This window comes from Bradyrhizobium sp. BRP20, assembly GCF_020194215.1.
Lineage (GTDB): Bacteria > Pseudomonadota > Alphaproteobacteria > Rhizobiales > Xanthobacteraceae > Bradyrhizobium > Bradyrhizobium yuanmingense.
This window is the reverse complement of record NZ_JADYVY010000036.1, coordinates 1-22,694: the sequence shown is the minus strand read 5'-3', so window position 1 is coordinate 22,694 and position 22,694 is coordinate 1. Positions and strand designations below refer to the sequence as shown.

The window sequence follows — 22,694 nt, the reverse complement described above, 5'->3', positions numbered from 1 at the left end:
CCCCGGCCGTGGCTGCGGCTCCGCCAGCCCCGCCTCCGCCACCTGCGCCTGCTCCCGCTCGCGTTCAGGCGGCCGCAGTGCCGCCTGCACCTGCAACTGCGCCGACGCGCGACCTCAATTCGCCGGTCGGCGTCTGGCTCACCGAGGAGAAGGAAGGCAAGGTCCGCATCGAGCAATGCGGCACCAACCTCTGCGGCTATTCGGTCGACAGCAAGTCGAACCAGAACGGCGAGCAGGTGCTGATCAACATGAAGGCGGGCAAGGACCAGAAATGGTCGGGCCGCATCCTCGATCCCAACTCGGGCTCGACCTACGATTCGACGATCGCCATGAAGGGCACCGACCGGCTGCGGGTGCAGGGCTGCGCCTTCGGCGGCATGTTCTGCGGCGGCCAGACCTGGACGCGGGTGAACTGAGATCCACCTGATCGTTCTTACTCAGACAAGGGGCCCGCGATGCGGGTCCTTTGCTTTTGCGCCCTGGCGTGCCGGCGTGCGCAGGCTCACACAGCCTTCTGCGCACGTGACAGCCCTCACATCGCCGGTTCCGCACGCGTGTCACGGTCCCCCGCATGGTCAACCACAGGGGCGTGTCATGAACGTGTTTCGCAAGGCTCTATTCTCCACCGCCGTCGTCATCGCTGTCCCGCTCGCGCAGGCCGACGCTGCGACAAGCACGTTCGATGGCGCGTGGAACGTCCGCATTGCTTCATCAAGCCAGGCCTGCGGCAACGGCGCGACGGTCTCCATCGGCATCAATAATGGCCAGATCGCCTCGAGCAGCGCCGCAGTGACGGCGTCGGGGCGCGTCGCCGATGCCGGCAACATCAAGGTCACCCTGAGCACCGGCATCAAGCGTGCCGTTGGCTTCGGCCGGCTCAGCGGCGCGTCCGGCTCCGGCACCTGGCGCGGCGCCATGTGCACGGGCACGTGGACCGCGGAGAAGATTTAGGTGCCGTGTCCCGGACAAGCGGCAGCGCGAAGCGTTGCCGCGCAGAGCCGGGACCCAGTGCTCTCAGTGGGTCGAAGATCTGGGTCCCGGATCGGCGACGCATCGCCTTGGACGATGCGTCTTGTCCGGGACACGAGAGTCAGCCCACCGCCGCGCCATACTCCGCGTCGGTGACCGGCTCCAGCCAGGTCGAGTAGACGCCGTCGAGCGCTTCCTGCATGGCGATGTGGCACATGCCGTTGGTCGGCGATGCGCCGTGCCAGTGCACTTCACCCGGCGGAATCCAGACGGTGTCGCCGGGACGGATTTCCTGGACCGGGCCGCCCTTGGTCTGAACGCGGCCGACGCCCGAGATCACGTAAAGCGTCTGCCCGAGCGGATGGTGGTGCCAGTTGGTGCGCGCGCCCGGCTCGAATGCGACGCGCGAGACGTTCAGCCGTGCAGGCGCCGGCGCCATGTTGATGGGGTCCTGCCACACGGTGCCGGTGAAGTGTTCCTTCGGCGCGCGGCGGGTCGGCCGCGTGCCGGCGAGCGTGATGTCCATGAGGGTCCTCGTTCCTTTGTCCGTTACTTCTTGCTGGCGGCGTAGCGCGCCTTGGTTTCGGCGTTCATGGGATAGAGGCCCGGCAGCACCGCGCCGTTGTTCACCTCGTTGACGATCCAGGCTTCCATCCGCTCCTGCTCGACGCCCTCATTGAGGACATGATCGAGCATCGCCTGCGGGATCAGCACGCAGCCGTCCTGGTCGGCGACCACGATGTCGTTCGGGAAGACGGCAACGCCGCCGCAGCCGATCGGTTCGCCCCAGCCGACGAAAGTGAGGCCTGCAACCGACGGCGGCGCGGCATAGCCGTCGCACCAAACCGGCAAATTGGTGCCAAGCACGCCCTCGACGTCACGCACCACGCCGTCGGTGACAAGCGCGGTGACGCCGCGCTTGACCATGCGCGCGCAAAGGATGTCGCCGAAGATGCCGGCATCGGTGATGCCCATGGCATCGACCACGGCGATGCAGCCCTCCGGCATCGCCTCGATCGCGGTGCGGGTCGAGATCGGCGACGACCAGGATTCCGGCGTCGCCAGATCCTCGCGCGCCGGCACGAAGCGCAGCGTGAAGGCCGGTCCCACCAGCCGCGGCAGGCCCGGCCGCAACGGACGCGCGCCGCGCATCCACACATTGCGCAGCCCCTTCTTCAGCAGGACCGTGGTGATGGTGGCGGTGGTGATGCCGGCGAGGGTCTTGCGGGCTTCGGGGGACAGCGACATGGACGAGAACGAGCTCCAAGGTGCGGGACAGAACGCGCGCATCTTGCGAGCCGCGAGCTTTGCGTCAAGGGCCAAGAGTAGCAATTCCGCAGGGCCGCAGCGCCGTTATGCGATGCGATAACAAGGCTTTATCGCTTCCCCTTGCATTAATTTATTGGACTTGCGGGCACATTTACGCGAAGCAGGGACAAGCGGAACTCAAGGTCGAGCCCGCATCCCCGAGAAGCCCGATTACGACAGCGCTCTGACAGCTCAATGGCCGCGACGCTTCCCCCGCCCCGCCTTCTGCCCAGCGGCGACAGTGCCGTCACGGTCGAGTTCAGCCGCACCATCGACGACGATGCCAACCAGCGCGTGTTGGCGCTCGACAAGGCGCTCGCTGCGACACCCATCGACGGCATCACCGAGACGGTGCCGACCTATCGCTCGCTGCTGGTCCATTACGATCCCGGCAAGATCGGCTTTGAGGCGCTGGGCGAAAAGATCCTCCCGATCGCCACCCGGCCGCTGCCGCCGGTCACCAAAGCGCGCCGCTGGCGCGTTCCCGTCGCCTATGGCGGCGAGCACGGCATCGACCTCGAGGACGTCGCCAAGACGTTGGGCACCACGCCCGATGACATCGTCATCAGGCATTCTGGCGGCGATTATAAAGTCGCCATGATCGGCTTCACGCCGGGCTGGTCCTATCTCAGCGGTCTCGACAAATTCCTGCACATGTCGCGGCGGCAATCGCCACGGCTGCTGACGCCATCAGGCACGATCTCGATCGGCGGCGTCCAGGCCGGCATCCAGTGCCTGGCCGCCCCGAGCGGCTGGCACCTGCTCGGCCGCACCCCGGTGCGAACCTATCAGCTCCACCGCAATCCGACCTTCCTCACCGAGCCCGGTGACCGCGTCACGTTCTACCCGATCGACCACAAGACATTCGAGGACATGGACCGCGCTGCGGAAGCCGGCGAGATCGTCGCCGAGCAGGTGGACGCATGAGCCGGCTCGTCGTTGCCAGCATCGGCCCTGCCAGCTCGGTCCAGGACGGCGGCCGCCACGGAGCGCAGCGCTACGGCTTGACCGTGAGCGGAGCGATGGACCAGCTGTCGCTTGCGGCGGCGAACACGCTGGTCGGCAACGAGCCGTTCGCGGCCGCCATCGAGATCGGCCCGTTCGGTGCCTCCTTCACCGCTCGCGACGGCGCCGTGCGCGTGGCGATATCGGGCGCGCCGCGCAATGCGGACATCGCCGGCAGCCCGGTCGCGATGGACACCTCGGTGACGCTCAAGGATGGCGAGACGCTGACGCTCGGCTTTGCCCGCGGCGGCGCCTTCACCTATCTCGCGATCGAAGGCGCCATCAAGGGCGAGGCAGTGTTCGGCAGTCTCGCCGTGAATGCCCGCGCCGGCCTCGGCAGCCCCTACCCACGCCCGCTCCAGGCCGGTGACGAGTTCACTGTGGATGCCGCCAGCGGCGCACCGGAGCTGCGCATCGAGCTGCCGAAGCCGGCGAGCGGCCCGATCCGCGTGCTGCTGGGTCCTCAGGACGACGAATTCGACGACGCCAACAAGGCGCTGTTCTTGGACAGCGAATGGAAGATCTCGGCGACCTCCGACCGCATGGGCTACCGCCTCGAGGGCCCCGCGATCAAGCATCTGCACGGCCACAACATCGTCTCCGACGGCACGGTCAACGGCAGCATCCAGGTGCCCGGCAACGGCGCGCCGATCGCGCTGATGATGGATCGCGGCACCTCCGGCGGCTATCCGAAGATCGCAACCGTGATCACGGCCGATATCGGCCGCCTCGCCCAGACCTCGGCAGGAACCGCGTTCCGCTTCAAGGCGGTCAGCATGGCCGAAGCGCAGGACGAGGCGCGCAAGTTCGCGCAAGCGATCCGCAGCCTGCCCGATCGTCTGCGCTCCTCCGACATCGTCGCCCTCAACATCGAGGCGCTCAGCGATGCTAACGTAGCGGGCTATGCGGTCAGCGCGGTCGATTCCGGGACGTGGCAGGTCACGGCGGAGCCGTAAGCGACAACAAGACCAGAGGCGGAGAGCAACCCATGAAGACAGTCGATCTGAATTGCGACCTCGGCGAAGGTTTTGGCGCGTGGGAGATGGGCAACGACGCCGCGATGATCGAGCTGGCAAGCTCGGTCAACGTCGCCTGCGGCTTCCATGCCGGCGACCCCGACATCATGCGCCGGACGGTGGAGCTTGCGAAGGCGCGCGGTGTCTCGGTCGGCGCGCATCCCGGCTATCGCGACCTGCACGGCTTCGGCCGGCATCCGATCGCAGGGCTCAAGGCCTCCGAGATCGAGAACCTCGTCGCCTATCAGATCGGCGCGTTGCAGGCGATCGCGACCGCGGCCGGCTACAAGGTCACCCATGTGAAGGCGCACGGCGCGCTCTCCAACGTCGCCTGCGAGGACGACATGACGGCGAAGGCGATCGCCGCCGGCATCAAGGCGGTGGATCCCAGCCTGATCTTCGTCGTGCTCGCCAATTCGAAGCTGGTGAAGGCCGGCGAAGACGCCAACCTGCCGATGGTGCACGAGGTGTTCGCCGACCGCGCCTATGAGGATGACGGCAACCTCGTCTCGCGCAAGAAGCCCGGCGCGGTGCTGCACGACGCCAAGGCGATCGCCGAGCGCGTGGTACGCATGGTGCAGGACGGCGCGGTGGTGTCGGTCACAGGCAAGGTCATCAAGATGCGCACGGATACAGTGTGCATCCATGGCGACACGCCCGGCGCGGTCGAGATCGCGCGCGGCGTGCGTCAGGCGTTGAAGGCTGCGGGGATCGAGGTGGCGCCGTTCAAGCGCGGGGCGTGAGCAGGGTGGGTGTCGTAGGGTGGATTAGCGAAGCGTAATCCACCTCTTCTGCTGCAGCCATACAAGTGGTGGGTTACGTCTTCGGCTAACCCACCCTACGCAGACACATCAAAACGGATGCACCGACAGCGTCCCGAACACGATCGCCGCGATCACCGCAAACGCGCTGTACATCGCAACGTGATGCATGCTCGCCCCGGTCCGGCGCGAGAGCGAGCGCGCGTAGAAGTGCAGCCTGGCTTCCGCCGATAGTTCGCGCATGGTCGATCTCCAACGCCCCATTTGCGGGAGTATGAAGGAACAACCAGGGCGGGAGGCAAGACGGTGGCGGAAAAAGCGATGAGGGTTCTCTGGAGGCCCCCCATCGCAGATGCAAATTCTCTTCACCAGCAGGTTCCGAGAATCATATTCGTTAGAATCCAAGCCAGTTGGAACCGGGACGGATGACAATCGGATGACGCCCAACCCCGAGAGGAGTCGTCCGACTAGTACACGTCAGCCTGGAAGCGGCCAGTCTTCTTCAGCTCGGCGACGAAGCTGACGGCTTCATCGGTCGAACGTGCCCCGAACTGCGCGACGATGTCGACCAGCGCGCGCTCGACGTCCTTGGCCATGCGCTTGGCATCGCCGCAGATGTAGAGATGCGCGCCCTCGGCGAGCCAGGTCCACAATTCGCGGCCGACCTCGCGCATGCGGTCCTGCACGTAAAACTTCTTCTCGCCGTCGCGCGACCAGGCCAGCGACAGGCGCGTCAGAAGCCCAGAGGTCTTCATGGCGTTGAGCTCGTCCTGATAGAAGAAATCGCAATCGCTGCGCTGATGGCCGAAGAACAGCCAGTTCTTGCCGGGCGCGCCGGTCGCCTTGCGGTCGAACAGGAAGGCGCGGAACGGCGCGATGCCGGTGCCGGGACCGACCATGATGATCGGCGTCTTCGGGTCTTGCGGCAGGCCGAAATTGTGCGCCTTCTGCACATAGACCTTGAGCTTCTCGCCTTCGTTGATCCGCTCGCCGAGGAAGGTCGAGGCGACGCCGAGCCGCCTGCGCTTGCCGATGACGTAGCGCACCGAGTCCACCGTCAGTGACAGCTTTCCCGGCGTCGCATTGTGCGAGGACGAGATCGAGTAGAGCCGCGGCTGCAGCGGCTCCAGCGCCTCGACGAAGGCCTCGGGATGCGGCCGCGTGCCGGAAAACTTCTGCAGTGCCGCCATCACGTCGAGCGTCGCGGCATCCCCATCGGGATCCTCTCCCTGCGCCAGCGCCCGCGCCTTCTCGCGCTGCGCGCCGCCGGTGATGAAGGAGATCAGCTCGAACAGCGTGTCGGGCGCCGGCGACAGCGAGACGTCGTCGATCAGCACCTCGCGCAGCGTCTTGCCGTTGACTTTGGTCGTGTGGGAGGCGCCGAGCAGCGCGATGATCTGGTCGACGAGGCCGACGTCGTTGCGCGGGAAGACGCCAAAACTGTCACCAACCACATAGTCGAGCTTGCCCTCGGAGAGATCGAACTCGATGTGATAGGTCTCCTTCTCCGACTTGCCCTTGTTGAGAAGACGGCGCGACAGGAAGGTCGCCTGGATCGGATTGTCCCGCGAGCGGCCGGGCTCTGCGATCGTCACGGTCACAGCCGGCGCCGGAGCGCCGGCCTTGTCGGTGCTCTTGTCGGTGGTCTTGGCCGCGGGCGCCTTGTCGAGCTCCTCGTACAGCGATTTCAGCATCCGCGCGGTTTCCTTGCCGCCGGGGACGCACAGATTGAGCCGCGCTTCGCTACGGCTCGCGATTGCTTCCGAATAATCGTGGCAATTGTAGCCGCACTGGCCGCAATCCTGCTGTGCCATCGCCGCCATCATCTTGCGGCGCAAGGGACGGCCTTCGGCAAGCTTCATCCGCTCGGCGATCGGCATTGTCTGGTCGTGCCACGGCGCTTCGCCGTCGTCGCCGTCACCGGCCTGCATGACGGCGGCGCCCTGCTCTGCCGACAGCGGCGTTGCGACATCAGGCGAGAGCAGTCCGGCAAAGAAGCCGTTCAGCCAGGAGCGTTGCGCGTCGGAGAATGGCGCGCTGGCGGGGATGATATCGAGTTTCGGCGGAGGCGTGATCTGGTTCATGCGGACACCTGTGCATCGGCAAGCTTGCGCAGCGTTTCGCCGTCATGGCGGCGCGCGAACGAGAGGAAGGTTTCGTCGGGCGAGGCGCGATTGGCGAGATAGGCCTTGAGCAGCGCCTCGACCGTCTTCGGTGCGTCCTCGGCCTTGAGGTCGTGATAGACCTCCTGCCCGACATCGGCGTCGGGGCCGAACCCGCCGCCGGTGAAGAGGTGATAGCCCTCGACGGTGTCCTCCTCATTGATCGGCACGCGCGCGCCGATCAGTCCGATGTCGCTGATGTAATGCTGCGCGCAGGAATGATGGCAGCCGGTCAGGTGGATGTTCACCGGCTTGTCCATCGCGACGCGCGGCTCGCACCAGTCACCGATCTCCGCGGCATTGCGCTTGGTATTGGACGCCGCGAAGCGGCAGCCGGCATTGCCGGTGCAGGCGATCAGGCCGGCGCGGATGTGCGAGGCCTCGACCGCGAGCCCGATCTGCTTGATCGCGGCAATGGCGAGCTCGACATTCGCGTCGCGCACGCCCGAGATCAACAGGTTCTGCCAGACCGTGAGCCGGATCTCGCCGTCACCGAGATCTTGCGCCACCTTGGCGAGGCCCCGCATCTGATCGGAGGTGAGCTTGCCGAGTGTCAGCGATACGCCGATCCAGTTGAGGCCGTCCTGCTTCTGCTTGTGCACGCCGATATGCGCCATGCGGTCCGCCGCGGCCCGCGGCGCGAACGCCTCTTCCGGCACGCGCGTGAACGGCGTCTTCAACCGCTCCTCGACCAGCTTGAGGAAGCCGTCATGGCCCATTGCGTCGAGCACGTATTTAAGCCGTGCCTTGTTGCGGTTGGTGCGGTCGCCATGCTCGATGAACACGCGCACGATGGCGTCGGCGACGGCGGTCGCCTGCTCCGGCTTGACGATGATGCCGGAATATTTCGCAAAGTCTTTGTGACCGGTGATGCCGCCGAGGCCGAGCCGGAACCAGACGCCGGGCTCGACGCCGAAACCGTCCTTTACCTCATAGGCCGTGAAGGCGATGTCGTTGGTCTCTTCAAGCACCGCGATCCGGCCGGCGCCGTCGAAGGCGACGTTGAACTTGCGCGGCAAACCGTAGAGCGAGCGGTCGTTGAGGATGTGGTAGTGCCACTCGCGGGCATAGGGCCGCGTGTCGATGATTTCCTGCGGATCGATGCCGGCGGTCGGCGTTCCCGTCACGTTGCGGATGTTGTCGGCGCCGGAGCCGCGCGAGCACAGGCCGAGCTCCTGGATGCCCTCGATCATTCTGATCGCGTGCTTCGGCGGGATCTCGCGCAGCTGGAGATTGGCGCGCGTCGTCACGTGGCTGTAGGGGCCGCAGAGCTCGTCGGCGAGATCGGCAAGGCCCGACAGCTGCCAATGCTTCATGATGCCGTTCGGGATGCGCAGGCGGCACATGTAGGAGTCCTGCGTCGGCGCGACATAGAAGATGCCGTAATAGCGCCAGCGGAAATTGTCCGCCGGGCTCGGCGGGGTGTTGTCGAGCGCCTGCTGGCGCAGCCGCGGGTAGGCGTCGAAGGGGTGCTCGTCGCGCTTGAACTTCTCCTGATCGGCGAGCTTCTTGCCCGACGCGATCACCTTGTCCTGCGCCTTGATGTGCACGGCATCGGGACCCACAGGCTCGGCATTCGCCTTGCCGCTGCCGACACCACCAAGGCCGCGGCCGACGCGGCTGATCTGCAGGCCGGTCGTGAAGCCTTCGAGATAGCGTTTCTGCTCGTCGGTAAAGTCGACTGAGACCGTATCGATTTTCATGGTGTGTAACGAAGCTCCTGCGGCCACCTTCGGTGGCTTCGACGGATTGCGCGACCCGCGAGGAACGTCAGGCTGGCTCAGGAGCCGGCTTCGTCACCCACGGTCCGATCAGCTTCGTTGCTGCGGGACTTGGCTCAGCAGGCACCTATGACAAGCTGGCCGCAGCGCAACATTCAAGTTGCGTGCCAGCTTGGTCGAAATAAAAACCAATGAAGTTTCAGATAATTAGTACGTGACCCGGAAACTGCTGGCTTGAGAACTCTCCCGAAATACGAGCAGCCAGCTCAAACATTAGCCAAGGATCTTAGATGCTCAAAAGCGAAGCAACCGCGAATCAGGCCCTCCAGCGCCCGACCCCGAAGGCCTCGAGATGCCCGCGGATATCGGCGGGGTCGAAGGCCGGACCGGCAAAGGCGCCGAACGCTGCGGGAGCCTCAAGCGGCGCCCTGTTGCCGAGCGCCGCGTCGTAGAGATCGGGCCTGAACACCGCCATCGCCGTCTTGACCCCGTCAGGGGTGAGCGCCGTCTGGCCCCAACGCACCATCTGCGCATAGAGCCAGGCGGCCTGGACCGGATCGGGCCGCCCTGCCCCTTCGCGTCCGACCAGCAGGTAGCGGCCGCTTTCGCGGAAGGTGCCATCGGGCGAGATCTTCAGGCGCCCGGTGAGGGTGCGTTGGATGACCTCGGCGTCGACGCCGATCCGTTCGGGTTGGGCCAGGATCTGCGCCGCCTCGGTCCGGTTCTCGGGATGCTCGATGAACTCGGCGGCCTTCACGGCTGCCCGCACCAGGGCTGCGACCACGTCCGGATTCTTGTCGGCCCAGGTCTGGCGGATTGCCAGCACCTTCTCCGCCGCACGGACCAGAATGTCGGCGACGAAATGCAGGATATGGCCGATGCCGAGATCGACCGCGACCGAGTTCCAGGGCGCGCCGACGCAGAACGCATCGACATGGCCGTTCTTGAGACTGTCGACCATATAGGGCGGCGGCAGCACCACGAGGCGCACGTCCTCGTCAGGATCGACGCCCGCCGCCGCCATCCAGAACCGCAATTGATAATTGTGGGTGGAGAACGGGAAGGTCATGCCGAAGGTGAGCGGCTCGGCCCCTGCCTTGCGGCGCTTGGCAACCACCTTCGCCAGCGCTTTCGCCGTCGCCATCGGGTCGAAGCGATCGCCGTCGATCTCCTCCATCAGCGCGGCATGGAGCGCCGGCGACACCGTGATGGCATTGCCGTTGATGCCGAGATTGAAGGCCGCGACGATCGGCACCTTGACGTGACCGAGGCCGAGCGAGGACGCGATCGCCACCGGCGCGAGCAGATGCGCGGCATCGAACAGGCCGATATTGAGCTTGTCGCGGACGTTGGACCAGGAGACCTCGCGCACCAGCTCGACCTCGAGCCCCTCGGCGGCGGCAAAGCCCTTGTCGACCGCGACGATCAGCGCGGCGGCATCGACCAGCGGAATGAACCCGATGCGGAGGGGAACGGTCATTTCAGCATCTCCGACGCGGTGATGATCGACTGTGCGATCTCGCCGATTTTCTTCTTCTCGCGCATCGCGGTGGAGCGCAGCAGCACATAGGCCTCGTCCTCGGTCAGGCCCTTCACCTTCATCAGAATGCCCTTGGCGCGCTCGATGATCTTGCGGTCCTCGAGCTGCGACTTGGTGCGCTCCAGTTCCTCCTGGAGCTTGGCGAAGGCGTTGAAACGGGACACGCAAAGGTCGAGGATCGGCTTGATGCGCTCCTTCTTCAGCCCGTCGACGATATAGGCCGACACCCCCGCCTCGACCGAGGCCTGGATCGAGGCTGAATCGCTCTGGTCGACGAACATGGCGACCGGCCGCTTCACCGCGCGGCTGACCTGGAACATCGCCTCCAGCACGTCGCGGCTGGGGTTTTCGAGATCGATCACGATGATGTCGGGGTCCGCCGCATAAATACGGGCCAGCAGGCTCTGCATCTCGCTGATATGGACGACTTGGGTAAACCCGGCCTCGCGCAATCCCTCCTCCAGGATCGCGGCCCGGATCGGGCTTTCGTCGACGATCACGATTTTGGGCGACTGTTCGGCGCTCATGGCTCACTCACGGCAGCTGATTCATCCATAGCACGCCGGATCGCCCTGCAAAGGGTTGTAATTATGGGCAATTGGGACTAGCTCAGGCCGGTCAATCAGGCAGATTAGATATGGATCAGACGGCTGCGCCCAAGGTCAGCTTCGGGTCGCTCGGGTGTCCCTGACACGACGAATGTAAACTCTCCATGCCGCCCTCCCGCAAGAAAACGCTCGCGCAGCCTTCAGCTGCGAAGCAGAACTCATGCTCTCACGGAATCTTCGCGCCAACGATCATCTTGTCGAGAAGTGGCACCGCGGCCAGCACCGCCGCCTCAGTGCGGCCGGAGACTGCTAGCCGCACGACGTAGGAATTGCCATCCTTGTCGAGATCAGCGTAATGCGCGATCACTTCAACCGGCTGGTCCTTCAGGGATGGATTGTCGTAGCGGTTGATGACGACCTTGGGGTTGACCGAGGGAAGCGTAGTGATCTTGGCATTCTTGCCGGATGTCGTCGCCCAATCGCTATCGCTCGTTGCGATCCATTGAACCAGTTCGGTGCGGTCCTCGTTATAGCGGCCTTCGGCATAGATGATTGCTTCTGCTTTACCGAATGTCTTCCCTTTGGGAACGAACATCGATGCGCCGTATTTGAGACTCGCGGCCTCATCCCTCGTCCACCCGTCGGGTGCCTTCACGCGAGGCCTGAATTCCGGACACAATCGTTCCTGCCGATCGCAGACATGGATGATCTTGTCGACTTCGGCGCGGGCCGGAAACATGGCGCCATAGGAAACGGTAACGAAAGCCAAGCCGAAGATGAAGCGGCGCATCGTGGTTAAGCTCCGTGAAATCAAGCAAGAAACCGAATAACAACCAAAACGGGCGTGTTCGAGCAATTCACCTCGGATCCTCCACTCGCTCGATCCGAATGAGCTTCCAGACCAGGAACCGTCAGTCAGTAATACCGTCGCTGGTGACTGGCCGATCACGCCAACTACGCGCGCGTACTGCTTTAGCCGCGCGCCGCATACGTTAGTTGTTGAATTTCGCCATCGGTTCAATTACTTGGATCGCAAATCCAGACAATTCAGATAGGCTCCAGGCGATTACATGGACAGAGCGCCGCGCATTTCATTCACGTCACTCGGGTGTCCCAAGGCCTTGGTGGATTCCGAGCGCATCATCACGCGGCTGCGCGCGGAGGGCTATGAGCTCGCCCGCAAGCATGACGGGGCGGACATCGTCATCGTCAACACCTGTGGCTTCCTCGACAGCGCCAAGCAGGAATCGCTCTCGGCGATCGGCGAGGCCATGGCCGAGAACGGCAAGGTGATCGTGACCGGCTGCATGGGCGCGGAACCGGAAGCGATCGAGCAGGCCTATCCGGGCGTGCTGTCCATCACCGGCCCGCAGCAATATGAGAGCGTGCTGAACGCCGTGCACCGCGCGCTGCCGCCGGCGCACAATCCGCATCTCGACCTGGTGCCGCCGCAGGGCATCAAGCTGACCCCGCGCCACTACGCCTATCTGAAGATTTCCGAGGGCTGCAACAACCGCTGCACCTTCTGCATCATTCCGAAGCTGCGCGGCGACCTCGTCTCGCGCCCCGCCGATGACGTGCTGCGCGAGGCCGAGCGCCTCGTCGGCGCCGGCGTCAAAGAGCTCCTGGTGATCTCGCAGGACACCTCAGCCTACGGCGTCGATCTCAAATATGCCGAGAGCCCGTGGAAGGACCGCCAGGTCCGCGCCAAATTCCTCGACCTCGCGCGCGAGCTCGGCGAGCTCGGGGCCTGGGTCCGGCTGCAATATGTCTATCCCTACCCGCATGTCGACGAGGTCATCGCACTGATGAACGAGGGCAAGGTACTGCCCTATCTCGACATCCCGTTCCAGCATGCGAGCCCCGAGGTGCTGAAGGCGATGAAGCGTCCGGCGGCGCAGGACAAGACGCTGGCGCGGATCAAGCGCTGGCGCGAGGAATGTCCGGATCTCGCCTTGCGCTCGACCTTCATCGTCGGCTTCCCCGGCGAGACCGATTCCGACTTCGCCTATCTGCTCGACTGGCTCGATGAAGCCGAGATCGATCGCCTCGGCTGCTTCAAATACGAGCCGGTCGCCGGCGCCACCTCGAACGCGATCGAAAACCCGGTGCCCGAAGAGGTCAAGCAGGAGCGCTACAACGCGCTGATGGCCCGGCAGCAGAAGATCTCGGCGCGCCGGCTGAAGCGCAAGGTCGGCACGCGCCAGCAGGTCATCATCGACGAGGTCGGCCCGACCGTCGCCAAGGGCCGCTCCAAAGCCGATGCGCCGGAGATCGACGGCGCGGTGTACCTGACGAGCCGCCGCCCGCTGCGCGTCGGCGAGATCGTCACGGCGAAGATCGAGCGCGCCGACGCATACGATCTGCACGGCAGCGTCGCGGGATTCTGACCGCGTTCCGTCATTGCGAGCGTAGCGAAGCAATCCAGTATCCCTCCGCGGGAACAGTCTGGATTGCTTCGCTGCGCTCGCAATGACAGTGTAGAGACAATCACGCCAGCCATTTCGGCACCCAGCGCTCCGGGCGTGGAGCGCGGGCGAGATCGGCTTTCGCCTCGGTGAGCAGGGCCGGCTCACCGTCGATGGTCGGGCGCACGTCGTATTCGAAGCTCGGCATGACGCGGCCGTCGGCGTAGAGTCCGAACCTCATCGCGTACCATAACCCGAGCTCAGGCTGAGCCTTCCACATCTGTTCGCGCAGATCGCGCAGCAAGGATTCGATAGAAGCCGCTTCCTCGAACGGCTGCGGTCCGCGCGTCAGCACGCGCGCTTGGTATTGCTTGCCGACGATTGCGACCTCGAAACGCGTCTTATCCCAGGCATTCTTGCCCTTGGGCAGATGGGCGGCCAGCCGCCAGCCGAGTTCGGCCATCATGCGATGGTTAGCCCAATAATCCTCGCGGTCCCGGCTCCATTTTTCCATGAAGCCGCGGAAATCAGGCAGCTCCGGAGGCCCGTCGTCGCACGTCGCCTTCTCGCCAACAGGCTGTCCAGCGAGCCATTGCGCAAGTTCGACGGTTTGAGGCTCGACGTCGTCATGCGGCTTCAGATCGCTCCAGGCCCTGTCGAATTGCTGCGACGTCAGCCTCGTCAGCAGCGCATCGAGGCTCGGCGCCAGCAGCTCGTAATCACCCTCGGAACCCAGACCGACGATCGGCGGATTGTCGCGATCAAGACCCGCGCCATACCAGCCGCCGACGGCCGAGCCGTCCGGCAGGCGCATGAACAGCGAAAACCTGTCGCGCAAGGGACTGCCGTCGACGATCGGCGCGGAGTCGGAGAACTGGCCTTGCAGGGCGAAGCGGCCGACGCTGCCCCAGGGACGCCCCTCGAGCCAGCCGGCGAAATCGACCAGCAGCGGCGGCGCGTCGGTCCCGGGCGGAAATGCGCCGCGAATGCTGTCGAGGTCGATTGGGTAAGGCGTGTCGGACAAGGCTGAAAACTGGTCTGATTGGTCCCGTCTTGCTTGGTCTGAACCGACGTGAAGCCGGTTCGAACCAAATCGCATCCCATGATCACAAACGCGCCAGCGACCCGATGGTTGCTGCAGGGCGCGACACGGCGAGACGGCCTGCGCACCGCAATGTGACACGATAATGCATTCACGTAGCGGTCACGGACTCGGCCTAACTCTGCCCGCGTTTTCAACGCGAGCGAGGAACGAGGATGAGCCGCCTCTCGGACATGCTGCGCACGCAGCGACATGCTGCGCACGCAGCGCTTCGACGATTACCGCTTCTACCACCAGAGCACCGTCAACCAGACGCTGCACAGCTGCGCACTCGACCTGACCGATGCACGCTCGGCGTGCATCTTGAAAAAAGCCTGCTTGACAAGTCCTGCCATTCGGCTGTACGGACCCGCCCCATGATCAACGCCCGGACCAACCAGCGCACCGAAATGCTCCGCCGTCGCTCCCGCGACGACGAGAGGGTGCGCCATGTCCGAGGACGCCGCTGAACCACTGAATTCAGCTAGTTTTCGAGAAAGGCCGCACCCGCAAGGTGCGGCCTTTCTGCTTTTTGCGCCCTTTTTTTCCACCCCTGGAGTACGACATGACCACGCATCCGTATGACGCGCTGATGGACATCACCGCACGGCCAAAGACCGTGTTCGTCCGCGGCGCCGGCTCCTACCTCTGGGACGACAGCCGCAAGCGCTATCTCGACTTCGTGCAGGGCTGGGCCGTGAACTGCCTCGGCCATTCCCCGCCCGCGATCGCCGATGCGCTCGCAGCTCAGGCCAAGCGGCTGCTGACGCCGAGCCCGGCCTTCTACAACGAGCCGAGCCTGAAGCTGGCGCAGGCGCTGGTCGAGAACAGCGCGTTCGACCAGGTGTTCTTTGCCAATTCGGGCGCGGAAGCCAACGAGGGTGCGATCAAGCTCGCGCGCAAATACGGCAGCCTGCACAAAGGCGGCGCGTTCGAGATCATCAGCTTCGAAGGCGGCTTCCACGGCCGGACGCTGGCGACGATGTCGGCTTCGGGCAAGAAGGCGTTCGAGCCGCTGTTCGAGCCGAAGGTCGCGGGCTTCAAGAAGGCGAAGCTGAACGACATCGCCTCGGTGGAAAAGCTGATCAACGCCAACACCGTCGCCGTGATGCTCGAGCCGATCCAGGGCGAATCCGGCGTGTGGCCTGCGACCGATCAGTTCCTGCAGCAGCTGCGCGCGCTGACCGAGGCGCACGGCCTCTTGCTCATTTTCGACGAAATCCAGACCGGCATGGGCCGGACCGGAAAGCTCTTCCACTATGAGCATACGGGGATTGCGCCCGACATCATGACGCTCGGCAAGGGCATCGGCGGCGGCGTGCCGCTCGCAGCCCTGCTCGCGACCGAACGCGCCTCATGCTTCGAGCACGGCGACCAGGGCGGCACGTTCAACGGCAACCCGATCATGTGCGCGGCAGGCCTTGCGGTGCTTGAGGAGATCAAGAAGCCCGACTTCCTGAAGCAGGTGGCCGAGACCGGCCTCTTGCTCGAAAGCGAGCTGCAGAAGATTTCGGCCCGGCATGGCCTCGGCGGCGTGCGAGGACGCGGCCTGTTGCTCGCGCTCGACCTCAAGCTGCCGATCGCACCGGGCATCGTCGCACAGGCGTTCGAAGCCGGCGTGCTGCTGAATGCCCCACAGCTCGACAGCTTGCGCTTCATGCCGGCGCTGAACGTCACGAGGAGCGAGATCGCCGAGATGATCGAATGTCTCGACGCGATCTTGACCAAGGCCGGCGCGGCAAGACGCGTCGCGTAGTGCTGTAGGGTGGGCAAAGCGAAGCGTGCCCTCCATTCAAACTGTCGTTGCGAATTGGTGGGCACGGCGCGTTACGCCTTTGCCCCACCCTACGACAGCCAGTTCGAAGGTGGTAGGGTTCCGTAGCTCAATGGACAGAGCACCGCGTTGCGGGCGCGGAGGTTCGAGGTTCGACTCCTCGCGGGACCACCATCTACGGCTTCAAGATCGAAGCCCCCGTGGTCTTGCGGCTTTCGAGATCGATATGCGCCTTGGCGGCGTCCTTGAGCGCGTAGGCGTGGTTGATCGGCACGTGCAGCTTGCCGTTGATGACCGCGGCGAACAGGGTGTCGGCACCTTCGAGCAGTTCCTTGCGCGTGCCGACATAATCGTTGAGCTTCGGCCGCGTCGCGAACAGCGAGCCGTGATTGTTGAGCTCGGCGATCGCGAACGGTGGCACGGGGCCCGACGCATTGCCGAACGAGACGAACATGCCGCGCGGCTTCAGGCAGGACAGCGAGCCCGGGAACGTCGCCTTGCCGACGCCGTCATAGACGACGTCGCAGCCCTCGTTACGGCTGATCTGCTTCACGCGCGCAACGAAATCCTCCTCGTTGTAGAGGATGACGTGATCGCAGCCATTGGCCTCCGCAAGCTCGGCCTTCTCGCGCGAGCCGACGGTGCCGATGACATGCGCGCCAAGCGCCCTCGCCCACTGGCAGGCGAGCAGGCCGATGCCGCCGGCGGCGGCGTGGACCAGCACGCGATGATGCGGCTCGACCTTGAAGGTCTTGTGCAGGAGATACCAGACCGTCAGCCCCTTCAACATCAGCACGGCACCCTGCTCGTAGGTGATGTGATCGGGCAGTTTGACCAGCTTCTCCCAGGGGATGTTGCGCTCGCCGGTATAGGCGCCGAGATTGTGGTAATAGGCGACGCGGTCGCCGGGATGAAAATTCGTCACGCCTGGCCCGACCGCGACCACCTCGCCGGAGGCCTCATTGCCGGCGATGAAGGGCAGCCCCGGCGCCTTGTAGAGGCCGGTGCGGTAATAGACGTCGATGAAGTTGAGGCCGACCGCGTGCTGGCGGATGCGCACCTCGCCGGGCCCGGGCGCCGGCACGTCGACGCTCTCATAGACCAGGGCTTCGGGGCCTCCGACCTTGTGCACACGGATGGCTTTCGTCATCACCTGACCTCCTCTTCGTGCGGCTGAGCGAAAGCTATCGCGCCCGCCTTGTCAACTCGACGCCGACTGGAACGACCCAACGCGACTACTTGGCGGCTTTCCGGCGGTTGCGCCTGGCCAGCACGTTGAAGAACTCCACCGCCGCCGAGAACGCTATTGCGAAATAGATGTAGCCGCGCGGAATGTGGAAGTGGAATCCGTCCGCAACCAGCGCGACGCCGATCAACACCAGGAAGGCCAGTGCCAGCATCTTGGTGGTCGGATGCTCCGCGACGAATCGCGCCACCGGACCCGCCGAAACGTACATGACCGCGCATGCGATCACGACCGCCGCGATCATGATCTTGATGTCCTCGGCCATGCCGATCGCAGTGATGATCGAGTCCAGCGAGAACACGATGTCGATGATCACGATCTGGACGATCACCCAGAAGAAGGCGCTGCTTGTGGAGTCCTTCTCGCTCGCGTCGTGATCGGATTCGACCTCGCCGTGAATCTCATGTGTGGCCTTGGCGATCAGGAAGAGGCCGCCGCCGATCAGGATGAGATCGCGCCAGGAAAAAGCATAGCCCTGAATCGAGAGCACCGGAGCGGTCAGGCCGATCAGCCAGACCAGGAGACTGAGCAGGATGAGGCGAAAGACCAGTGCCAGCGCAAGCCCGATCTGGCGGGCGCGCTGCGCCGGTTTCTCGGGAAGGCGCGAGACGAGCACCGAGATGAAGATGACGTTGTCAATGCCGAGCACGATCTCGAGCGCCGTCAAGGTGAGCAGCGCGGCCCAGGCTTCCGGGCTGGTCAGCAGCTCCATCACGCCGATAATCTCGCCAGGGATTTCGCCAACCGGATCAAGGCATCGCTGAAGCTGATCCAGAGCGCGATGGCGCAGAGCACGATGGTCACCCCGGTGCCGACGCGAAAATCCATTTGCAGCGTGTAGAAGGCGAGCAGCGCCCAGACCGCGATCAGCGACATCGTCAGCCAGCGCAGCCGCACCACTCTGACAGGGTGCAGCACATGGAAAGGCACGAACGTCAGCACGACCAGCGCGGCGACCAGCAGCGTCGCCCACAGCGGCGGCCAATGCAGCAGGAACAGATAGAACGCGGCCGCGTTCCAAAGCGCCGGGAAGCCGCGGAAATGATTGTCGTCGGCCTTCATGCGCTGGTCGGCGAAATACAGTGCACTGGTGACGATGATGGCGATGCCCAGCAAGGGAGCCGCTACCGGCAGCAGCATGCCGCTCGCGACGATCGCATAGGCCGGCACGAAGACATAGGTGCAGAAGTCGACCACGAGATCGAGCACGTCGCCCGACCAGTTCGGCTGCACGTTCTTGACGTCGAGCCGCCGCGCGATCGGCCCGTCGATCGCGTCGATGATCAGGGCGACGCCCAGCCATTGAAACATCGCCGCCCAGTGCTCGCGCACGGCCTCCAGCATCGCCAGGAGCGCGATTGCCGCGCCGAAGGCGGTGAAGATGTGCACCGAGAAGGCTGCGGCGCGGATCACCGGTCTCGGCTTCAGGGAATCCTGCTGAATATCCATGGCTTCTGCTATCAGAATGCGACCGGTTTGCACATCCGCCATTGCGGCGCACGATCGCAAAATTCGTCATAAAATCAGGGAAATATAGGTGGGCTTGAATTTGCCGCCTGGCGTGTCAAATGTCGTTCCATGATAGACGCATCGACACTCCATGACGCGGCCGTGATCGGCGGCGGACCTGCCGGCCTTGCCGCGGCGATCGCCCTGGCGCAGGCGGGTGCCCGGACCGCACTGGTGGCGCGCCGCGTTCCCTATGCCGACAATCGCACCACCGCATTGCTCGGCGCCTCCATCGATCTATTGGAAGGCCTCGACGTCTGGTCGCGCTGCAGGGATAAGGCGGCTGCGTTGGACGTCATGCGCCTCGTCGACGACACCGGCCGGCTGTTCCGCAGCCCCGAGGTGCGCTTCTCCTGTCACGAAATCGGCCTCGATGCGTTTGGCTACAACATCGACAACCGCTCGCTGATGCTGGCGCTGGAAGCGCGCGCGGCCGAGCTGCCCAATCTCGTCCGCTTCGACGACGAGGCCGAAAGCGTCGTCATCGAGGCCGACGACGTCGCGCTGCGCACGGCGTCCGGACAGTTTCTCTCGGCGCGCCTCGTGGTCGGCGCCGACGGCCGGCACTCGCTGTGCCGCGAGGCTGCTGGCATCGCCGTGACGCGGCACGAGCTGAACCAGACTGCGCTGACCTTCAACGTCAGCCATGCCCGGCCGCATCGCAACGTCTCGACCGAGTTCCACACGCCGCACGGGCCTTGCGTGTTCGTGCCCCTGCCCGGCGACCGCTCCAGCATCGTCTGGGTCGCAGCGCCTGCGGAGGCTGAACGGCTGCGCGGCTTGAGCGACGAGGCGCTGTCGGCGGCGATCGAGAAACAGTCGCATTCGATCCTGGGACGGATGAATGTGGAGCCTGGCCGCAACCTGTTCCCGCTCGCGATCGAGCGTCCGAAATGCTTCGGCCGCGACCGTATCGCGCTGGTCGGCGAAGCCGCCCATGTGGTGCCGCCGATCGGCGCCCAGGGCCTCAATCTCGGCCTGCGCGATGCCGCCGACATTGCCCGGCTCGCGGGCGAGGCCATCGCCGCGGGACAGGATCCCGGCGCCGACGATGTGCTCAAGCGCTATGACCGCGCGCGGCGTCCGGACATCTTGAGCCGTACCTTTGCGATCGACATCGCCAACCGCTCCTTGCTCAACGACTTCCTGCCGCTCCAGCCCGTCCGCGCCGTCGGCATGCACCTCCTCGGCGCCATCGGCCCGCTCCGGCGCTTCGCCATGCGCGAAGGCCTGACGCCGACCTGGCGCAGGTAGCTCCGAAGCGCGTTAGGTTGGACGACTTCACCGCTGGCTCGGTGCAATCTCTCCCGCTTGCGGGGGAGGTCGGCGCGAAGCGCCGGGTGGGGGCTCTCTCCGCGACGGGATTTTTTCTGCACTCTCGACAATCCCGACGCGGAGAGAGCCCTCTCCCCGACCCTCTCCCGCAAGCGGGAGAGGGAGTGCACCGGCCCGCGGAAGAGATCAAGCCAATCTCATCACCATCAAGGAAACGCCAACCGTCCCGTCTGGATCGCCCACATCACGCTGGTCAGCGTGACCACCGAGGCGAAGGTCCCGAGCAGCACCGCGACGGAGGCGGACTCGATCCAGGCATCGTTCTGCCGGGCGATGACGAACACGTTGAGCGCCGGCGGCAGCGCGGCCATCAGCACGGCGGTGGCGGCCCAGGGCTGCGCGAACGGGCCGAACGCCAGCATCAGGGCGAACGCCGCGAGCGGATGGATCAGCAGCTTGACCGCGATCACGCCCGGCACCTCCCACGGCACCCGATCGAACGGGCGGAGCGCCACGGTCACGCCGAGCACGAACAGCGCGGTCGGCGCGGCCGCGTTCTGCAGGAAGGTGATGGTGCGGTCGAGCGCGACCGGCAGCTCGATATGCAGCGCCGCCACCGCCGCGCCGAAGCAAGCCGACATGATCAGCGGATTGAGCACGATCTGCTTCAGCACGACGCCGAAAGCATGGACGAGCGAGGGATGGTCGCGGTCGGAAAGCTCGATCAAGAGCGGCACGATCGTGAACAGGAAGATGCTGTCGCAGCAGAAGATCAGCGCGGTCGGCGCAGCCGCCTTCGGCCCCAGCACCGCAAGTGCGAGGCCCGGGCCCATATAGCCGATATTGCCGTAGCCGCCGGAGAGGCCCGCGAGCGTCGCTTCGCGCAGCGTCAGCCGTCCGAATAGCTTGCCGACCACCAGCGCCAGCGTGAATGCCGCGACGGTCGAGAGCGTCGTCGCCACCAGGAACGGCGGGTTATTCAATTCCGAAAACGGCGTCTTCGACATGATCGCGAACAGCAGCGCCGGCAGCGACACGTAGAGCAGGAAGAAGTTCATCCAGGCGAGCCCCGATTCCGGGATGGACTTGACCTTCCCGCAAGCGAAACCGACGAAGATCAAGCCGAAATAAGGCAGCGCCAGATTGAGGATATCGACCATTGCTGAAGTTTTTTCTGAAGGCTTGGGGGCTATCCGCCCCGGAGACGAAGGTTAATTCCAGCTGAGGGCACTAGCATCGGCCACAATCCTGGTCTATCGACGGGGGATGATTAAAGCGCGGACCGCCAAATTCCAGATCGGACAGGTCGTTCGCCACCGGATCTTCTCGTTCCGGGGGGTGATTTTCGACATCGATCCGGAATTCAACAACACCGAGGAATGGTGGTTGTCGATTCCCGAGGAAGTGCGGCCCCACAAGGACCAGCCGTTCTATCACCTGCTCGCGGAGAACGCGGAATCCGAATACGTCGCCTATGTCTCTGAGCAGAACCTGTTGCCGGACGATTCCGGCGAGCCGGTCCGGCATTCCCAGGTCGCCGAGATCTTCGTCAAGGACAAGGCCGGCGGCTATCGCCCGCGCAATCCCTCGCTGAACTGATCGTCGCCGATCGTCGGCCAGCAAAAAAGGCGCTCGAACCGAGCGCCTTTTTCACGTCCGGGATTTGCTCCCGATTACTTCTGACCGGTCGGAGCCGCGCCCGGTGCGCCACCACCCTGCTGCTCGAGCTTCTTGCGCTGCTCTTCGGCCTTCTTCTGCAGCTCTTCCTGCAGCTTCTTCTGGGTTTCCTCGAACACCTTCGGATCGGTCGGCGGACCGTCATAGGCCTTCTGGAATTCGCCGGCGAGCGGCAGCGGCAGCGTCAGCGGCGCGCCGTTGGCATTGATCGCCTGGACAACGAGATTCTGGCCCTTCTTCATGTTGTTGATGAGCTCGGGCGTGGCCTCGTAGTCGGACATGCAGCCGTTCTGGAAGCAGATCACATAGGGCTGCTGCAGCGGCGCGTTGCTGTCGACGATGATGCGGGTGCCGTGCACGAGCTGCATGCCGAGCGGCAGCGTCACGCGCAGGATCTTCTTGGGCTCGCCTTCCGGCTCGATGATCACGGCCGCGATGACCGGCTGGCCCGATTCGATGCGGCCGTCCTTGCCGGTGAAGCAGACCTGCTTGGCATTGGCGTCCTGGCCCTTGAGGCAGAACTTGGTCCAGGGCGCATAGATCAGCTGGATCTGCTGATCGGCGGGCTGGGCTGCGCCCTGTTGCGGGGCGCCTTGCTGCGGGGGAGCCTGCGGGGATGCTGCGGGCGCCGGAGCCTTGGGAGCTGCCTTGGGAGCAGCCGCCTTCGGAGCCGGGGCCGGGGAGGCCTTGGGCG

At 64.8% G+C, this 22,694-nt stretch carries 24 protein-coding genes and 1 tRNA gene; 11 read left to right on the top strand and 14 right to left on the bottom strand.

Going from position 1 to position 22,694, the window contains the following annotated elements:
- Both I6F33_RS36855 and I6F33_RS36850 read left to right on the top strand, forming a co-directional pair.
- On the top strand, window positions 1–416 hold a 416-nt coding region (locus I6F33_RS36855), incomplete at its 5' end, for a DUF2147 domain-containing protein (protein ID WP_225145725.1).
- A 178-nt stretch (window positions 417–594) separates the two neighbouring features.
- On the top strand, window positions 595–951 hold the full coding sequence (locus I6F33_RS36850) for a hypothetical protein (protein ID WP_225115000.1): 357 nt from the start codon (window positions 595–597) through the stop codon (window positions 949–951).
- A gap of 139 nt (window positions 952–1,090) precedes the next feature.
- Here I6F33_RS36850 and I6F33_RS36845 read toward each other — a convergent pair whose 3' ends face one another.
- On the bottom strand, window positions 1,091–1,495 hold the full coding sequence (locus I6F33_RS36845; RefSeq protein WP_036012436.1) for a cupin domain-containing protein: 405 nt from the start codon (window positions 1,493–1,495) through the stop codon (window positions 1,091–1,093).
- Window positions 1,496–1,518: 23 nt separating this feature from the next.
- A complete protein-coding gene (locus I6F33_RS36840) occupies window positions 1,519–2,217 on the bottom strand; it encodes a ribonuclease activity regulator RraA (protein WP_036012452.1) in 699 nt (232 codons plus the stop codon).
- A gap of 255 nt (window positions 2,218–2,472) precedes the next feature.
- Here I6F33_RS36840 and I6F33_RS36835 point away from each other — a divergent pair, with 255 nt between their 5' ends.
- Genes I6F33_RS36835 through I6F33_RS36825 form a run of 3 tightly spaced genes read left to right on the top strand, consistent with a single transcriptional unit; the run spans window position 2,473 to window position 5,041 of the window.
- Entirely contained in the window at window positions 2,473–3,204 is a 732-nt protein-coding gene (locus tag I6F33_RS36835; protein ID WP_036012438.1) for an allophanate hydrolase subunit 1, read from the top strand.
- Window positions 3,201–4,238 carry a biotin-dependent carboxyltransferase family protein gene (locus I6F33_RS36830; RefSeq protein WP_225145724.1) on the top strand — a complete coding sequence of 346 codons (1,038 nt, stop codon included), beginning with the start codon at window positions 3,201–3,203 and terminating at the stop codon, window positions 4,236–4,238. The genes I6F33_RS36835 and I6F33_RS36830 overlap by 4 nt, the downstream gene beginning before the upstream one ends.
- 32 nt (window positions 4,239–4,270) lie before the next feature.
- Entirely contained in the window at window positions 4,271–5,041 is a 771-nt protein-coding gene (locus I6F33_RS36825; protein WP_225145723.1) for a LamB/YcsF family protein, read from the top strand.
- A 108-nt stretch (window positions 5,042–5,149) separates the two neighbouring features.
- On the opposite strand, the gene I6F33_RS36820 is transcribed toward I6F33_RS36825, so the two are convergent.
- The 6 genes from I6F33_RS36820 to I6F33_RS36795 form a co-directional block, all read right to left on the bottom strand.
- A complete protein-coding gene (locus I6F33_RS36820; protein WP_036028094.1) occupies window positions 5,150–5,302 on the bottom strand; it encodes a hypothetical protein in 153 nt (50 codons plus the stop codon).
- Window positions 5,303–5,526: 224 nt separating this feature from the next.
- Complete coding sequence (locus I6F33_RS36815) at window positions 5,527–7,143, bottom strand: sulfite reductase subunit alpha (protein ID WP_036012449.1); 1,617 nt, start codon at window positions 7,141–7,143, stop codon at window positions 5,527–5,529.
- Window positions 7,140–8,924, bottom strand: coding sequence for a NirA family protein (locus I6F33_RS36810; protein ID WP_225145722.1), 1,785 nt, complete (start codon window positions 8,922–8,924; stop codon window positions 7,140–7,142). The genes I6F33_RS36815 and I6F33_RS36810 overlap by 4 nt, the downstream gene beginning before the upstream one ends.
- A gap of 334 nt (window positions 8,925–9,258) precedes the next feature.
- Complete coding sequence (locus tag I6F33_RS36805; RefSeq protein WP_225145721.1) at window positions 9,259–10,422, bottom strand: CmpA/NrtA family ABC transporter substrate-binding protein; 1,164 nt, start codon at window positions 10,420–10,422, stop codon at window positions 9,259–9,261.
- The gene (locus I6F33_RS36800; protein WP_036012463.1) at window positions 10,419–11,009 is read right to left on the bottom strand and encodes an ANTAR domain-containing response regulator; all 591 of its coding nucleotides are present in this window, start codon (window positions 11,007–11,009) and stop codon (window positions 10,419–10,421) included. The genes I6F33_RS36805 and I6F33_RS36800 overlap by 4 nt, the downstream gene beginning before the upstream one ends.
- Window positions 11,010–11,256: 247 nt before the next feature.
- Window positions 11,257–11,820, bottom strand: coding sequence for a hypothetical protein (locus I6F33_RS36795; protein WP_036028100.1), 564 nt, complete (start codon window positions 11,818–11,820; stop codon window positions 11,257–11,259).
- Between the two features lie 280 nt (window positions 11,821–12,100).
- Between I6F33_RS36795 and rimO the strand changes: the two genes are divergently transcribed.
- Window positions 12,101–13,420 (top strand): 30S ribosomal protein S12 methylthiotransferase RimO, encoded by a 1,320-nt coding sequence (rimO, locus tag I6F33_RS36790; protein WP_225145720.1) that lies wholly within the window; start codon window positions 12,101–12,103, stop codon window positions 13,418–13,420.
- A 100-nt stretch (window positions 13,421–13,520) separates the two neighbouring features.
- Here the strand turns inward: rimO and I6F33_RS36785 are convergent, their stop codons facing one another.
- Complete coding sequence (locus I6F33_RS36785; RefSeq protein WP_225145719.1) at window positions 13,521–14,462, bottom strand: hypothetical protein; 942 nt, start codon at window positions 14,460–14,462, stop codon at window positions 13,521–13,523.
- Between the two features lie 270 nt (window positions 14,463–14,732).
- Between I6F33_RS36785 and I6F33_RS36780 the strand changes: the two genes are divergently transcribed.
- The 3 genes from I6F33_RS36780 (at window position 14,733) to I6F33_RS36770 (ending at window position 16,467) form a co-directional block, all read left to right on the top strand.
- Complete coding sequence (locus tag I6F33_RS36780; RefSeq protein WP_225145718.1) at window positions 14,733–14,900, top strand: hypothetical protein; 168 nt, start codon at window positions 14,733–14,735, stop codon at window positions 14,898–14,900.
- Between the two features lie 184 nt (window positions 14,901–15,084).
- Window positions 15,085–16,275, top strand: a complete 1,191-nt coding sequence (locus tag I6F33_RS36775; protein ID WP_225143714.1) for an acetylornithine transaminase — start codon at window positions 15,085–15,087, stop codon at window positions 16,273–16,275.
- Between the two features lie 116 nt (window positions 16,276–16,391).
- Window positions 16,392–16,467, top strand: a tRNA-Arg gene (locus I6F33_RS36770).
- Between the two features lies 1 nt (window position 16,468).
- On the opposite strand, the gene I6F33_RS36765 is transcribed toward I6F33_RS36770, so the two are convergent.
- From I6F33_RS36765 to pcsA, 3 genes are all read right to left on the bottom strand, one after another.
- A complete protein-coding gene (locus I6F33_RS36765; protein ID WP_036012480.1) occupies window positions 16,469–17,443 on the bottom strand; it encodes a quinone oxidoreductase in 975 nt (324 codons plus the stop codon).
- Window positions 17,444–17,528: 85 nt separating this feature from the next.
- Complete coding sequence (locus I6F33_RS36760; protein WP_225145717.1) at window positions 17,529–18,254, bottom strand: TerC family protein; 726 nt, start codon at window positions 18,252–18,254, stop codon at window positions 17,529–17,531.
- Window positions 18,251–18,988 carry a phosphatidylcholine synthase gene (gene pcsA, locus I6F33_RS36755; RefSeq protein WP_225145716.1) on the bottom strand — a complete coding sequence of 246 codons (738 nt, stop codon included), beginning with the start codon at window positions 18,986–18,988 and terminating at the stop codon, window positions 18,251–18,253. The genes I6F33_RS36760 and pcsA overlap by 4 nt, the downstream gene beginning before the upstream one ends.
- A gap of 129 nt (window positions 18,989–19,117) precedes the next feature.
- Here pcsA and I6F33_RS36750 point away from each other — a divergent pair, with 129 nt between their 5' ends.
- On the top strand, window positions 19,118–20,302 hold the full coding sequence (locus I6F33_RS36750) for a UbiH/UbiF family hydroxylase (protein WP_225145715.1): 1,185 nt from the start codon (window positions 19,118–19,120) through the stop codon (window positions 20,300–20,302).
- A gap of 227 nt (window positions 20,303–20,529) precedes the next feature.
- Here the strand turns inward: I6F33_RS36750 and I6F33_RS36745 are convergent, their stop codons facing one another.
- Window positions 20,530–21,483, bottom strand: coding sequence for an AEC family transporter (locus tag I6F33_RS36745; RefSeq protein ID WP_036012489.1), 954 nt, complete (start codon window positions 21,481–21,483; stop codon window positions 20,530–20,532).
- A 106-nt stretch (window positions 21,484–21,589) separates the two neighbouring features.
- Between I6F33_RS36745 and hspQ the strand changes: the two genes are divergently transcribed.
- On the top strand, window positions 21,590–21,922 hold the full coding sequence (gene hspQ, locus I6F33_RS36740) for a heat shock protein HspQ (protein WP_024341905.1): 333 nt from the start codon (window positions 21,590–21,592) through the stop codon (window positions 21,920–21,922).
- Between the two features lie 74 nt (window positions 21,923–21,996).
- Here hspQ and I6F33_RS36735 read toward each other — a convergent pair.
- Window positions 21,997–22,694: invasion associated locus B family protein (locus tag I6F33_RS36735; RefSeq protein WP_225114987.1), on the bottom strand; the 698-nt coding region annotated here is incomplete at its 5' end.